General features: G+C 70.6%; 10 protein-coding genes and 2 pseudogenes. 5 read left to right on the top strand and 7 right to left on the bottom strand.

Annotated elements, in window-relative coordinates; all coding sequences use genetic code 11:
- Nucleotides 1-75: 75 nt before the first annotated feature.
- Complete coding sequence (locus tag AB0C82_RS20745; RefSeq protein ID WP_362843954.1) at nucleotides 76-2,385, bottom strand: N-6 DNA methylase; 2,310 nt, start codon at nucleotides 2,383-2,385, stop codon at nucleotides 76-78.
- Nucleotides 2,386-2,683: 298 nt separating this feature from the next.
- On the opposite strand from AB0C82_RS20745, the gene AB0C82_RS20740 reads away from it, so the two are divergent.
- The gene (locus AB0C82_RS20740; protein WP_362843951.1) at nucleotides 2,684-3,511 is read left to right on the top strand and encodes a DUF4352 domain-containing protein; all 828 of its coding nucleotides are present in this window, start codon (nucleotides 2,684-2,686) and stop codon (nucleotides 3,509-3,511) included.
- 70 nt (nucleotides 3,512-3,581) lie between these two features.
- Nucleotides 3,582-4,307 carry a hypothetical protein gene (locus tag AB0C82_RS20735; protein WP_362843949.1) on the top strand — a complete coding sequence of 242 codons (726 nt, stop codon included), beginning with the start codon at nucleotides 3,582-3,584 and terminating at the stop codon, nucleotides 4,305-4,307.
- A gap of 65 nt (nucleotides 4,308-4,372) precedes the next feature.
- On the opposite strand, the gene AB0C82_RS20730 is transcribed toward AB0C82_RS20735, so the two are convergent.
- Together AB0C82_RS20730 and AB0C82_RS20725 are read right to left on the bottom strand one after the other, a co-directional pair.
- A complete protein-coding gene (locus AB0C82_RS20730; protein ID WP_362843947.1) occupies nucleotides 4,373-5,119 on the bottom strand; it encodes an N-acetyltransferase in 747 nt (248 codons plus the stop codon).
- Nucleotides 5,120-5,229: 110 nt separating this feature from the next.
- Nucleotides 5,230-5,652, bottom strand: a pseudogene (locus AB0C82_RS20725) (HNH endonuclease family protein); the annotation flags it as partial.
- 122 nt (nucleotides 5,653-5,774) lie between these two features.
- Between AB0C82_RS20725 and AB0C82_RS20720 the strand changes: the two are divergent.
- The 3 genes from AB0C82_RS20720 to AB0C82_RS20710 all read left to right on the top strand — a co-directional run bounded on the left by AB0C82_RS20720 (nucleotide 5,775) and on the right by AB0C82_RS20710 (nucleotide 9,702).
- Nucleotides 5,775-6,905, top strand: coding sequence for a tyrosine-type recombinase/integrase (locus AB0C82_RS20720; RefSeq protein ID WP_362843944.1), 1,131 nt, complete (start codon nucleotides 5,775-5,777; stop codon nucleotides 6,903-6,905).
- 359 nt (nucleotides 6,906-7,264) lie between these two features.
- Nucleotides 7,265-9,106 (top strand): site-specific integrase, encoded by a 1,842-nt coding sequence (locus tag AB0C82_RS20715; RefSeq protein ID WP_362843941.1) that lies wholly within the window; start codon nucleotides 7,265-7,267, stop codon nucleotides 9,104-9,106.
- Nucleotides 9,103-9,702: a DUF6262 family protein gene (locus AB0C82_RS20710; RefSeq protein ID WP_362843938.1), complete on the top strand. Its 600-nt coding sequence runs from the start codon at nucleotides 9,103-9,105 to the stop codon at nucleotides 9,700-9,702. Before AB0C82_RS20715 ends, AB0C82_RS20710 begins: the two co-directional genes overlap by 4 nt.
- A 58-nt stretch (nucleotides 9,703-9,760) precedes the next feature.
- Here AB0C82_RS20710 and AB0C82_RS20705 read toward each other — a convergent pair whose 3' ends face one another.
- From AB0C82_RS20705 to AB0C82_RS20690, 4 genes and pseudogenes are all read right to left on the bottom strand, one after another.
- The gene (locus tag AB0C82_RS20705; RefSeq protein ID WP_362843935.1) at nucleotides 9,761-11,110 is read right to left on the bottom strand and encodes a hypothetical protein; all 1,350 of its coding nucleotides are present in this window, start codon (nucleotides 11,108-11,110) and stop codon (nucleotides 9,761-9,763) included.
- Between the two features lie 73 nt (nucleotides 11,111-11,183).
- The gene (locus AB0C82_RS20700) at nucleotides 11,184-11,867 is read right to left on the bottom strand and encodes an HNH endonuclease family protein (RefSeq protein WP_362844229.1); all 684 of its coding nucleotides are present in this window, start codon (nucleotides 11,865-11,867) and stop codon (nucleotides 11,184-11,186) included.
- Nucleotides 11,868-12,036: 169 nt separating this feature from the next.
- Nucleotides 12,037-12,402 (bottom strand): annotated as a pseudogene (locus AB0C82_RS20695) (HNH endonuclease); the annotation flags it as partial.
- Nucleotides 12,403-12,586: 184 nt separating this feature from the next.
- On the bottom strand, nucleotides 12,587-13,453 hold the full coding sequence (locus AB0C82_RS20690; RefSeq protein WP_362843932.1) for a hypothetical protein: 867 nt from the start codon (nucleotides 13,451-13,453) through the stop codon (nucleotides 12,587-12,589).
- Nucleotides 13,454-13,532 lie beyond the last annotated feature (79 nt).

The following is a 13,532-nucleotide window of genomic DNA, read 5'->3' as shown; positions in this document are numbered from 1 at the left end:
GCGGACGTGTGCAGTGAGCGTATACACCGACACGGACAGCCGGTCCCTGGTTGTGCACAACCGTTGTGCATCACGTCACTTCGGCGCGACCGTACCGTCCGCCAGCCCGTCGTACATCCCCTGCACCAGGAGCCCGCCGAGCCGCCCGGCCGTACGCAGCGCCTCCTCGAACGCGGCGAGCTGCCGGAACTGCTCCCCGTACCGCTGCTGTTCGGCCAGCGGCAGCCGGGGCAGCTGGAGCCGCCGGGCATCGAGCCGGGTGGCGGTGGAGGCGTAACTGCTGGCCTGCCGGTTGTTGGCGGTGCCGCGCAGGAAGCCGGCGAGGAACCACGGGTCGAGGGCGGCCGGGTCGGGCCGCAGCAGCTGGAGGTTGCGGCCGAGGGCGGCGCCCGCGGTGGCCTCGTCGACGACCCTGGCGACCGAGCCGCCTCCGAGCACGGGGACCACGACGTCGCCGGGCTGCAGGAGGAGCGGTTCGTCGGTGGCTGAATCGGGCGCGGCTCCTTCGGCGTGAGCGGCGGCGGGGGCGGTCGGCGGGCCGCTGGGGGGCGTACCGCCGAGGACGTCGTGTTCCGTGAGGACGGGGGCGCCCGCGGTGCCGGAGCCGGCCGTGCCGGAGGCTCCGGTACGCAGCTGGAGGGCGCCCGCGCGGGCCAGTTCACCGACGGTGGTGAGGGGCCAGCGGGCCGGGTCCGAGAGGTCGGCGGGAGGCGGCGTGAGGCGTGCGGTGACGCGCAGGGTGTCGGCCAGCCGCTCCCGTACGCGGCTCAGCTCGGCCGCTCCGCCGCCGGGGGCGGGGCGCGGGAGGTAGCGGGCCGGGGCCAGGTCCACGTCGTCGTCCAGGAGCTCGATGACGGGGACGGCTCGGCTGAGCCCCGGGCGGGCGGTGGGGGCCGTCGCCCCGGCGGGGACGCCGCGGTCCGTGGCGCGGTCCGCGGTGCCGGCCCGGTCCGTGCGGCTGAAGGTCTGCCAGGCGTCGAGTACGGCGTTCCGCACGGCCGGCCAGTCGAGCCGGTCCCGGCCGCCGCCCGCCGGGGCACCCGGACCGGTGGCCGTCTCGGCCGGCTCGGCGGTGTCGACGAGCAGGAGTTCGGGCGCGGGGCGGAGGCCGCCGCCCGGCTTGCGCAGCACCCAGAGGTGGAGCGGGATGCCGTACGGGGGTGCGGCCCCGGCGGGGAGCGCGATGACGGCGCGGAGTGCGCCACGGCGGAGCAGATCGGCGCGGATGCGGCGGCCGGAGCGGCGGGACGCGGCGGCCGGGGGCATCAGCAGGACCGCGGTGCCGCCCTCGCGCAGATGGGCCAGCGCGTGCTGGACCCAGGCGAGTTCGGACTCGGTGCGGGCAGGGAAGCCGTACTCCCAGCGCGGGTCGTAGGCCAGCTCGTCGTGCCCCCAGTTGCGTTCGTTGAACGGCGGGTGGCACAGCACGGCGTCCACGGCCAGCTGCGGGAAGGCATCGGCGCGCAGGGTGTCGCCGGTGAGCACGGTCAGCGCCGGGCGCTCGGCTCCCGAGCCCTCGGCCTGGAGGGCGAGGCGGAGCGCCGTGAGCGCGGCGAGGTCGGGGTCCGCCTCCTGGGCGTACAGGGCTGTGGGCCGGCTGACTGCGCGCAGCAGGGCGCCCGTTCCGGCGGCCGGGTCGAGGACGGTGCGGGCGGGCCCGCCCGGCTGGGTGCCGGTCTCCTTGGAAGGCTCCGCGAGGTCCGCCATGAGTTCGGCGAGGCCGGGTGGAGTGAGCGTGTACTGGCGCGGGTTGGCGTCCAGCTGGCGGCCGGACAGGAACTCGAAGCACTGCCGGGCGCCGGCCTCGGCGGCCAGCTCGACGGCGGCGCGCAGCAGCGGGACGGAGGGGAGGAGGGCAGCGGCGGCGGGCGTGGGAACCGCTCGTCCACCGGGAGCCGGGTGCGCCGGCGCGCGGCCCGCCGGCCACCCCGCGGCAGCGTCCTGCCCGCCGCCCGGTCCGGTGTCCGCGCCGGTGTCGGCTCCCGTGTCCAGTCCGAAGCGCGCGGTGAGGACCTCCTCGATCGCCACCGGCAGCACACCGGCCATCCGCTCGTCCGACACGGCGCTGATCTCCAGCCACGCGGTGGGCCTGTCCCGTACGAGCAGCAGGGCGCAGCCGGTGTGGATCAGCGCGGTCACGGCTCCGGCCGGGTGCCCGGCCAACTGCTGCCAGACACGCTCACGCAGGGGGACCTCGGCGAGCTTGCCCTGGTCGCGCAGCCACCCCTCGACCTCGGCCAGCGCGAAGGAGGGGCTCGTCTCCGTGCCGCCGACCGGCTTGGGGAAGTCGGCGTGGCGGCGGCGCCAGTTGCTGACGGCCGCGCGGCCCACTCCCGCGAGCCGGGCGATCCCGGCCGCGGTCACCTCTGTCGTGTTCTCCGGCACTGACCGACTCCCTGCTCCGCTGCTCTGCCGCTGCCTGTTGCTGTCTGTTGCTGCCCGGTGCTGTCGCCCTGAAGCTGTCCCGCTGTCGCCCCGCTGCCACCCCGCTGCCCCTGGAGCTGTGTCGGCGAGCATACCGACAGACCATTCCCCCAGCACTTCACAGTGTGGATGAAGCCATTCCCCGTGAACCGTGTTGACTCGGTTCACAGGCTCTGGTCTTATTGACACGTCACCGCAGAACAGTGGTGCGCAGAACCGCTCACTCTTCATACCTGCTTCTTCGCCGGAGGGCACACCCATGTCCCAGTTCACACAGCCCCAGCAGCCGTTCACGCCCGCCCAGATGCCCGGCGTCCCGTCCGCCCGCAACGGGGTGGGCACCGCGGCCCTCGTCCTCGGCATCATCGGCTGCGTCTCCGGCCTGATCCCCTTCTTCTTCTGGATGGCGGGCATCCTCGGCCTCATCGCCCTGATCCTGGGCCTCGTCGGACGCGGCCGGGCGAAGCGCGGCGAGGCGACCAACAAGGGCGTCACCACCTTCGGGGCCGTCCTCGGCCTCCTCGCGCTGATCCTGTCGGTGGTCGGTGCGGTCATCACCTTCAAGGCGGTGGACGACGCGGTGGACAAGATCAACGAGTCGGCCCCGGCCGGTTCGGCGCCGAAGGAGCCGGGCGCCGCGAAGGACACCCCGGCACCGGAGAAGACCGAGGAAGCACCCGCGGAAGAGCCCACGGGGGAAGCTCTGGAAGAGCGTGACACCGCCGTGTACGACGACGGCCTGGAGATCACCGTCGGCAACGCCGCCGCGTACACCCCGGACGCGTACGCCGCGGGCCACACCAAGGGCAACCGCGCCTACAAGGTCTCGGTGATCGTCGAGAACAAGACCGAGGAGAAGTTCGACGCGGTCCTCGTCAGCGTCGACGCCCGGGCCGGCGAGGACGGCGTGAGCGCCGAGCAGATCTTCGACGGCAAGGTCGGCGAGGGCTTCACCGGCACGGTCCTGCCGGGCAAGAAGGTCACGGTGCAGTTCGCCTTCGACACCCCGGCCGACGCCAGGAACCTGACCGTCGAGGTCAGCCCGGGCCTCGAATGGGACGCGAGCCAGTGGGAGCTGAAGCTCTGACCGGGCACCCCTCCCCCGCCTCCCCGGCGCCCGAGCCCCGCTTCACCCCTGACACCCCGGAGCCCGCACCATGCATCCCGTAGCCCGCACCGCCGCAGCCGCTCTCTGCACCGTCGCGGCGCTGGGCCTCACCGCCTGCGGCTCGCTCCTCGAAGACTCCGCCTCCAAGGAACCGTTCGCCGGCCTGACGGCTCCGGAGGTCACGAACAAGGCGCTGGCCGCGACCCGGGCCGCCACCTCCGTACGTCTGGCCGTGACGACGGAATCGGCGGACGGCCCGGTCCAGGTGTTCGTCGCGACCGGGGCGCGGGGCGCGTGCACGGGGACGTTCTCCATGGGGTCGGCGGGGACCATGGAGCTGATCCGGGCCGACGGTGTGGTCTACACGAAGTCCGACGAGGCGATGCTGCGGGCCGCCTCGGCGGACAGCTCCGGCGGCGACGCGGAAGCCGACGTCAAGAAGCTCAACAGCCGGTGGGTGAAGGCACGTCCCGACGACCGGCGGACGGCCGAGAGCCTGCGCTACTGCGATCCGCGGAGTGTGCTCGACCGCTTGGCGGCGAAAAGCGGCACCGCGCGCAAGGGCGGACAGTCGTCGGTCGGCGGCCGGCCGACGCTCACCCTGACGGGCGCTCCGGCAGGAACGGCCGGCGGCTCATGGACGGCGAGCGTCGCCACCGAGGGCCTGCCCCATCTCCTGAGGATGCGCGTGACCGAGCGGGGACGCCCACCGCTGACCGTGGAGTTCTCCGAGTTCGGCAAGCCCGTCACGGCGAAGAAGCCCGCCACCTCCTGACCTCGCCCGTCCCCCGCACACACCCGTGTACGGGGGACGGGCCGTCGGCGTCACGAAGGCCCGGTTCACACCCGGTGGCGCACCCACACGTTCGGCTCCGCGTAGACCCCGTACCCGTGCGCGAGGGAACAGTGCACCGGTACCAGCGCACCCGGCACCTCCACCGGTCCCTCCACGTCGAACGGCAGCCCGGTCCAGCTCCGCCACTGCGCGAGCGAACCGCTCACCGTCATCGACACCGGCGCCACCGCCTCGATCACCCCGCCCGCCCGTACGTGGACGCGCAGCCACGGGTCGTACGGCAGACCGTCCTCGTCCCGCGTCCGGCGCGCGTACTCCTCCATCGGCGTGGACGCCTCCAGGTGTTTGGCGTTGGGCCGCACCGGGGCGACGAGTTCCCCGAAGCCGAGCCGTGCGGTGTTCTCCCGCAGCGCCGCCACCATCCGCCCCGATATCCCCCGGCCCAGCTTCCCCTCGGCGACCGTGATCTCGATCGCGCTGACCGTGTCCGGCGTACGCGCGCGGCGCAGGTCCGAGAACGCCCACAGCAGCACCTGGTCCCAGCCGCCCGGAGGCAGCTCCCGGCGCCCGGCCACGTCCAGGGCGAACGGCACGCTGTAGGCGCGGGCCACGACGGTGCCTTCGTCGTCCGTCGCCACGAGCACGTACTCGGGGAACTCGACAGCGATCCGGGGGAAGTTGGCCCAGCCGACCAGGTCCTCAAGGACGAACTGCGGCCACGTGTCGGGCATCTCACCCATGGGACCGGCCAGTTCAGGGCGTTCGGCGAGCGTGGTGATGATCATCTTCATGGGGAACACGCTAGTGAGCGAGCGCCGGACGTCCACCGAATTATCCCGGACCGGGGCGCCGGCCCTCGGCGATACTCGTCCGACACGTCACGGGGGGGGTGGACTGCCCGTCAGCCGCCGCACTGAGCGAGCATCATGTCCTTGTCCGGGGCCGTCACCGGCATCTCGTACTTCCGCGCCACCTGCGCGAACCGCACCGCGTACGCGCAGCGGACTCGCTTGTTCGGCGGGAGCCAGGAGGCGGGGCCGGAGTCGCCCTTGGAGGAGTTGGCGCGACCCTCGACGGGAAGCAGGTTGAGCACGTCGTTGGCGAGCCGCTCGCGCTTGCTCTCCGACCAGCGCGCGGCGCCCATCTGCCAGCTGTAGGAGAGCGGCACGACGTGGTCGATCTGGACCTCGGCGGCCCGCTCCTTGCGCCAGTCGAGCGTCTGGCCTGTGTACGGGTCGTACAGCTTCATCGCGACGACGACGCAGTCCGACCCGCCACGGAACCGGAGCCCCCGGCCGTCACGGTGCAGGAGGTCGTTACGGGTTATCTGCAGCTCCTTCATCGATGCGATGCACGTGAGGCACAGTCGTAACCCATTCCTGTCCCTCGCCGTTATCGGTCATGCCATGAGGCACATGAGCGACATCGGAGACAGGAAGCAGATCCATGATGTTATGCACAGAGAAGGCCGTCTCGCCCACCACCGGCGAGACCACCTGGCTCCTGGTCGACGAGGAGACGTACGCACCTCACCCCGAAGCCCGTGAGTTCTCCCTGTATCTGCGCGGAGCCGGGCGGTCACCGCAGACACAGCGCGCGTACATCCCCAGAATCGGCCGCTTCCTCAATTGGTGCGCAGAGCGGGGCACCGACTGGAGGACCGTCCGGCTCGGGGACATGAGTCTGTTCAAGTTCTACGTCGAGCGGACACCGACCCAGTACGGGCGGCCCCCGTCCGGCAAGACGGTCAACGCTACGCTCACAGCGGTGTGTGAGTTCCTCCGCTTCTGCGCGATTCAGGGACATGTGGCTCACGAAGTCGCCGAGCGTCTCAGCGAGCCGCGCTTCCTCACCCACCCACCGGCCGGCTTCGATCCCGGCGAGGGCGGCCAGCACCTGATGGTCAAAGCCCGCGTCCTTAAGGCGCCGGAGATCGAGCGAGCACCGCAGACGCTCACCGGTGTCCAGACGGAGCAGGTCATCGGCGCCGCTCGCACCGCGCGCGACCGGCTGCTGTTGACAGTCCTGGTGGAAGCGGGCCTCCGCATCGGCGAAGCTCTCGGACTGCGGCGTGAGGACATGCATCTGCTCCCCGACTCCACACACCTGGGCTGCCGAACCGGTGGCGCACACCTGCACGTCAGGCCCCGTCACGACAACGTGAACGGGGCGCGGGCCAAAGCCGGGCGCCCTCGCATGGTCCCACTCACGCCAGAAGTGGTGCACCGCTACCGCGATCATCTCGCCGAGCGTGAACAGGTAATCGGCTCCGCCGACTGTGACTACGTCTTCCTCAACCTCGTCGGCGTCCACGCGGGGCACCCACTCTCCTACTCCAACACCAAGCAAGTGGTCGAACGTATCGGGAAGCGCTGCGGATTCACCGCCCGACCGCACATGATGCGGCACACAGCCGCCACTCGCTGGATCCGTAACGGGGTCGCCCCGGACGTCGTACAGACCTTGCTGGGGCACGCCTCCTCAGCGAGCACCGCCGTCTACGTGCACGCCCAGGACGAGGATCTCCGCGCGGCCGTTGAGGCCGTCGAAAGTCTCGCGCCGGAGCTGCTGCGATGACCGTTGCGCTCCTCCGCTCCCCTGCCCTTCCTGCCGTCCCCGGTTCCCCGGAGTGGCCGTCGTGGCTCGCGGCACGCCTGCCGTCGGGTTGGCGCACGGGTGAGTGGGACCCCGTTCAGGCACTCTTCACTGCCGATCCCGACAACCCTACGACCAGCGTCTTCGTATGCTCCGTCGGCGCCTGTGGCACCCATGTAGCGAGTAACGGATCCCGCTGCGACGCCTGCCGTAAAGCCCGCTATCTTCTGGGCAATCCCGCGGCCTTCGACGCCACGCACATCCCCGACCCGTCCCGCCGCAGGCCCAACGCCTCCGCGAACGGGGCGATGCCGGGCGTCTCTCAGTTCTCACTCGCAGATGTGAGCCCCGCGGTCCGCCAGGAGCTCTTGTACGGGCTCCAGCAGCGCGACGACGCCGGAATCAGCCTGGTCCCCCAGCGGGTACGCCGCATCGTGGCCGGTCTCCCTGCCGGACTCGGCTCGCTCCTCGACCTGGACGCCTCCTTCTCCTCCGGGCTTCCAGCCGCGACGTCCGGCGTCCTGAACGGTGTTCTCCAGCACGTCCGCCGCGCACGCATCGAGTTCGAGGGCACCGATCCGACCTCGGGCGACGTATGGGAATGCGCTCTCATCGGGCTGACGGCAGGGCGCGGTCGCAAGTACACCGCTGTCCACGGCGACATCGACTTCCGTCCGGTACGGCAGCGTTGGCTGCGGGAACTGGTCAAGGAGTACGGCCGCACGGCACGCCCCAACGTCATGGACCTACGGCAGACCGTCTACGCGGCGACCATCGCGTCCTCCGCGCTGGCAGGCCGCCCTCACGGGGATGAGCCGGGGCTCCTCGCCATGGCTGATATGAACGCCGTAGTGGATCTGTTCCGGATCACCAAGCGTCCCGAGGACGGTCACGACTACTCCACCAGTCACCGTAGAGCCCTGCTCCGGCACTGGCGCACATTCCTGGACTACTCCCGTCAGGCCGGAATGATGGATCACGTGCCCGGCGGGTTCGCGCTCAACCCCCGCTTCCACAGCATCGCCGCCGTGGAAGTGACCGAGGACGATCTCGGGCGTGCGATCCCCGAGCACGTCATCGCCCAGCTCGACGTGCACCTCGGTCTGCTGGGCACCTCGACGGGGTACGCGAGCGGCGGCTGGACGTCCGCCGACTTCGCGCGGATGTACCAGGTGGTCTACGCGGTCCTCCGGGACACCGGCCGGCGTCCGGGCGAGGTCACCAGCCTGCGCCGCGACTGCCTGGAGCGGGTCGACGGCAAACCGACGCTGATCTACGACAACCACAAACGGCGACGCCACGGCCGTCGGCTGCCGATCTCGGAGAGCACCGCCCAGCTGATCGAAACCTGGCAGACGGAGCTCGATGCGCTACCGGCCGTACCGGCCTGCGCCCAGTGGCTGTTTCCCTCGCCCGGACAGCGCAACCGTCCGCGCCGTGGGCACCTGAACACTTCGCACTTCTGCAACCGGATCTTCCGGAACTGGATCGACGAACTGATCCCAGACCTTGTGGACGACCGGCTCGACGAGGACGGCGCCCCGCTCGCTTACGACCGGACCCAGATCGTCCCGTACGGCTTCCGCCATGCATACGCCCAGCGCCATGCAGACGCGGGCACTCGCCCCGACGTCCTGCGGGAACTCATGGACCACCGTTCACTGGACGTGACCATGGGCTACTACAAGGTCTCCCTCAGCCGAAAGCAGGAGGCCGTGCGCACGGTCGCGGCACTCGCCGTCGACCGGCACGGAGCAGCCCACGGATTCGGCGATCCCCTCGCCTACGAGGTGGAAAGCGTCGGGGTTCCCTACGGCGGCTGCACCGAGCCGAGCAACGTCAAGGCCGGCGGCGGGCACTGCCGTATCCGCTTCCAGTGTGCCGGATGCGACTTCTACCGCCCCGATCCCTCCTACCTCCCCGCCCTGGAACAGCAGGTCGCGGACCTGCGGGCCGACAAGGAAGCCGCCCTCGCGATGGAAGCCGCCGACTGGGTCGTACGCAATCTCGATGACCAGATTCGCGCCTACTCGAAGTCGGCCGACGAGATGCGGCGGAAACTCGACGCGCTGCCCGCCGAGGAGCGGGCCGCCGTCGAATCCGCCTCACGCGAGCTGCGCAAGGCACGTTCGGCAGCGGCATTCATCCCTCTGCAGGCGCTGACGACACGGAGCTCCGAATGAGAATCCCTGCTGCTTCCGGCGGCAACGACCGGAACGCCCGGGTCGAGCGCCTGCGCGTCAGCCGCGCCAAGGACAGCGAAGACAAGACGAGGCGTGCACTCGACGCTGTGGATGCCCTTCTCCGCTCGGGGCGACGGATCACCGTTGCCCAAGTGGCCCGGGATGCCTCGGTGTCCACGTGGTTCGTCTACAACCGGCCTCAGGTGCACCAGGCCGTTCAGGACGGCATCTCTGCCCAGCGAACGCAAGGTCGTCAGAACTCCCACACTCCAGAAGCGTCCCAGGTATCTCCGGCCGGGTTGCGGACGGACCTCGCACTGGCCCGCGAAGAGATCAAGGACCTCAAGAAGGAGCGCGATCGGCTCCGTAGCCGGGTCAGGCTCTCTCTCGGCGCCGAGTTGGAGGGCGTGAACCAGCACGAGCTGATCGAGCGGGTACAGCAGATCGAGCAACGGAATACCGCGCTGGAGCAAGCGCTGTCAGAGGCCAGGGATCGGATCGCCGCCCTGGAGGGCCAACTGCGTGAGGCGGAGGACGATCTCACTGCCGCGCGGGCCAGTCTGCGCCGTGCCATGCGGGCTGTTCCGTCCCCGTAGCTCGCGTTCCACCACCTGTGGCTGTCCGGCTTGAGTGCCGTCTGCCGGAGAGCCGGAATCAGAATGGGGGATCGTTGAAGAGCGAGCCGGTCCAGGCAGGTGAGACCGGCTCGGAATCGCGCTGCTGAAGGAGTACGACGGCGTCGTTGACGCGTCCCAGGTCAATGAGGTGGCCGGCAAGTTCGTTACTGTTCGCGGAGGCGTGCTGTTCGAGAACGGCAACAGCCTCCTCGGTGCGTCCGGCACCGGCGAGCAGCTCAGCAATGTGCGGCGCCGCGTACGAGGTGGCGCCCTCGGGATGGGAGCGGGCCTGAGCGACCGCTACGTCGACGCCGTCACGGGCGGCGATCAGCGGCAACCGCATCCAGTACAGATCCCAGTCCTCCTCGCACCCCCGGGCGGCGGCGAGGGCATCGAGGTGCGCCAGGCCGTCTTCCGGGCGGCCCTGTTCGAGGCACAGGTTGGACCACATATGCAGAATCCAGTCGTCCCCGTTGTGGGCCTCGGCCAGGACTCGCATCACATCGACCGCTTCGCCCCCTCGGCCATGCCGCGCCAGGAGCTCCGCCAGTCGCACCGTGCCGTGGCACCGGAAATCCTGCGAGTCGCCCGGCCGGCGGTACACGGCGATCGCGCCTTCCACGTCGCCGCGCTGCTCCAGTGCCTCAGCCAGACGCTGCGCGGCGTGACCGAGGTGATCGGTCACCGCGTACGCGCGCAGTTCCTCGATCCGATCATGTCTCGCCAGTAGGTCGGCCAGCTGATCCCGGTTGTTGACCGAGGTGACGTGCCGGGTGCGCAGCAGGGCGATCGCTTCGTCGACGCGGCCCTGGCGTTCGCGGATCGCGGCAAGAAGCCCGATGGCGTTGTCGGGGTCGAGACCGTCGCAGCATGGACTGTCACAGCGGTGTTGGTCCGGGATGCGGGCAGCCAGCAGCGCGGCGACGTCTTCGTCCTTGCCTGCTCCTTCGGCGATGTCGACCAGAGCCGCAGCGAGAAGGCGGTCTTCAATTCCGGCGCTCAGCCGAGTAACCGCCTCGTCCGTACGCCCATGCCGCGCCAGCAGGCGCGCGAAGTACTCCAACGGAGGCCCTCCGGTGCTCGCGTAGGGCACGGCCAGCGCGATCGCTTCCTCCGCCTGACCCCAGCTGTCCAACAGCTCCGCCTGGGCCCGGGCTGCCGGCCACCAGCCAGTGGCAACGTACGGAGAAAGCACCTCCAGCGCCTCGACCTGCCGTTCCTGGTCGCCGAGCAGCTGCGCCCAGGCCCGCGCGCAGAACCATTCCCCGCGGCGGGCTTGGGCCTCTACCTCTTCACTGTGGCCGATCTCAAGAAGTCGGGAGACCAGGAGCGGAGGAATGCAGCCGGACAAGGTCCGGGTCTGACGGTCGAGAGCGGCAGCGTCCATGAGTGCGAACCTTAGCCACCACAGCCGAGAGTGAGCCCGCGCCTCGGGGGCCGGGACAGCCATGGGGGTCCTGTCAGCCCTGGCACTGTTCCAGCATCATGGCTTTGTCCGCCGTTGTCACCGGGAGTTCGTACTTGTCGGCGACCTGCGCGAACCGCACCACGTACGAGCACCGGATCTTCTTGTTCGGCGGCAGCCAGGACGCCGGCCCCGAGTCCCTCTTCGCCGAATTGGCGCGCCCTTCGACAGGAAGCAGATTGAGCACGTCGTTCGCCAGCTGCTTGCGCTTGCTCTCCGGCCAACGGGCGGCACCCATCTGCCAGCTGTAGGACAGCGGGACCACGTGGTCTATCTGCACTTCGGTGGCCTTGGCCTTCTTCCAGGCGATCTCCTTGCCGGTGTACGGGTCGTACAGGTCCATCGCAACGACCACGCAGTCGGAACCTGAACGGAACTGCACGTGTTGCCCATGGAGTTTCAACAAGTCATTCCGCGTGTCACAACCGTTCCTCGCCAGCGGCACCCCATCCGCCGTATCCATCCACGCGTAGCCGAACTTGTCACGCTCGTAGCCCGTCTTCGGCCCACGTCCCTTTGTGGTGAGCCCTTGGATGAGCTTGCGTGCGTCGGTCTTGTCCGCTTCCGACGTGAGCGCGGCGAGCCCCGGCTTCGTCCCGTCGGGGTTCGCCAATGGGCTCACCACGCGGCCGGCAGCGGCATCCGGTCCAGATCCTGTGGCGGTGTCACCTGATTCCAGGTCGTCACAGCCGGTGACAAGCACAGCGGCAACGGCAGCCACAATCACGGCCTTCGTCCCGCCTGTCCGCAGGATCCTGTGACTCACGTGCCTCTGATTACGCATAGCCGACCACACCCTGCATACGCTGCGAGAACAGATCCATTGCGGCACGAAGCATAGAGATAATACGGGTGTCGCAGCCGTTACGGGCGAGGGGGACGCCGTCGGCGGTGTCCATCCAGGCGTAGCCGAACTCGTCCCGTTCGTAACCCGTGCGCGGCCCGCGCCCCTTGGTGGCCACGTCCCCGATGAGCTCGCGGGCCGCGGCCCTGTCGTCCTCGGATGTCAGGGGGGCGAGCCCCGGCTTCGTACCGTCGCGGTTGCTCAGGGGGCTGGCTCCGACGGCCCCGCCCGGCTGCCCCCCGCCGCTCGCCTCGCTGCTCGCGCCCGCGCTCCCGCCGCCCGCCGTCACGGGGTCGCAGCCACTCAGGGACAGCACGACTGCCGCGCTCACGGCGGGCAATACCACTCGGCACACGCGGGGAGATATCACTCGGAACCATCCTGACGGGGAGAAAGCCGAACCCGGGAATCCTACGGACGTCTTCCCCGTCGGGGGCCGTTCAAGGCGGGCGACCGCCCGGACGGGCCCGGATCACGCCCCGATGACCGCGCGGACGGGCCCAGGATCACGCCGAGAAGACCGCCCGGAGTACCCCGTCCGGCCGTCCCCGGGCTCAGACCTTCCCGATCCCGAGCGTCGTCTCCGTCGGCAGCAGCCCGGCTCCGAGAACCGCCACCCACAGCGGCCCCAGCAGCTCCACCAGGCGCGCCCCGCCCTCCTCGCCGAGGGCCGCCCATGGCCCTGCGGCCTCCTCGTCGGTGCGCCGCTCCACCTCCGCGCGCAGCGCCCGGCCCGCCTCCGTGACCAGGCCGTCGGACCGCAACAGCCCGCGCTCCTCAAGCCGTCCGCGTGCGGCCGTCCACTCGTCGGCGCCCCACTCCCTGCTCCCGAAGACCTCGGGGCGGGCCGCGCCGACACCGGCGAAGGAGACCAGCGACTCGGCCGGGTCGAGGTCAGCGGCGACGAGCGCCGCGATGTGCCCGTCGCCGCGGTGCTCGCGCAGGACGGTCGCGGCCTGCCAGAGCACCAGGTGCGGGGCGTCCGGCCAGGGCAGCGCGGCGTTCGCCTCGGCGAGCGGCCGGCCCTTCACGTCCGCCGCCTCCGCCGCGCGTCGGACCAGCGCGGCGATCTCGGCGATCTCCGGGCTGTCGATCCACTCGGCGAGCAGCGCCCGGTACGTACGGTCGACCGCCCGCGTACGGGCCGCCAGGACGTCCTCGGCGGTGGCGACGGACCAGACCGCCGGAACGTACCGCCCGACCATCGCCGGGCTGAAGCTGTGGAAGGTCTCGACGACCCGGCGCTCCCCTGCCGCCCCGAGCGGCGCGGCGCGCCAGGCGAAGTAGCCGGGCCAGCGCTCGTCGACGGCGTATCCGAGCGCGGCGGCCTCCTCGCGGGCCTCGGGGGCGTAGTACAGGACGGCGTGCAGGGGCTCCAGCAGGTGCCACATCTGCCGCACGCGACCCAGCTCTTCGGACATGTCTCCGCCTTCCCGGAACCACCGCGCCAAGGAATCTTGCCAGTGACTAGATCCCCTCCGGATCCCAGAGTGCGCCCCG

It is taken from the genome of Streptomyces sp. NPDC048560 (assembly GCF_040650955.1).
Lineage (GTDB): Bacteria > Actinomycetota > Actinomycetes > Streptomycetales > Streptomycetaceae > Streptomyces.
This window is presented reverse-complemented; position numbering and strand designations above follow the sequence as displayed.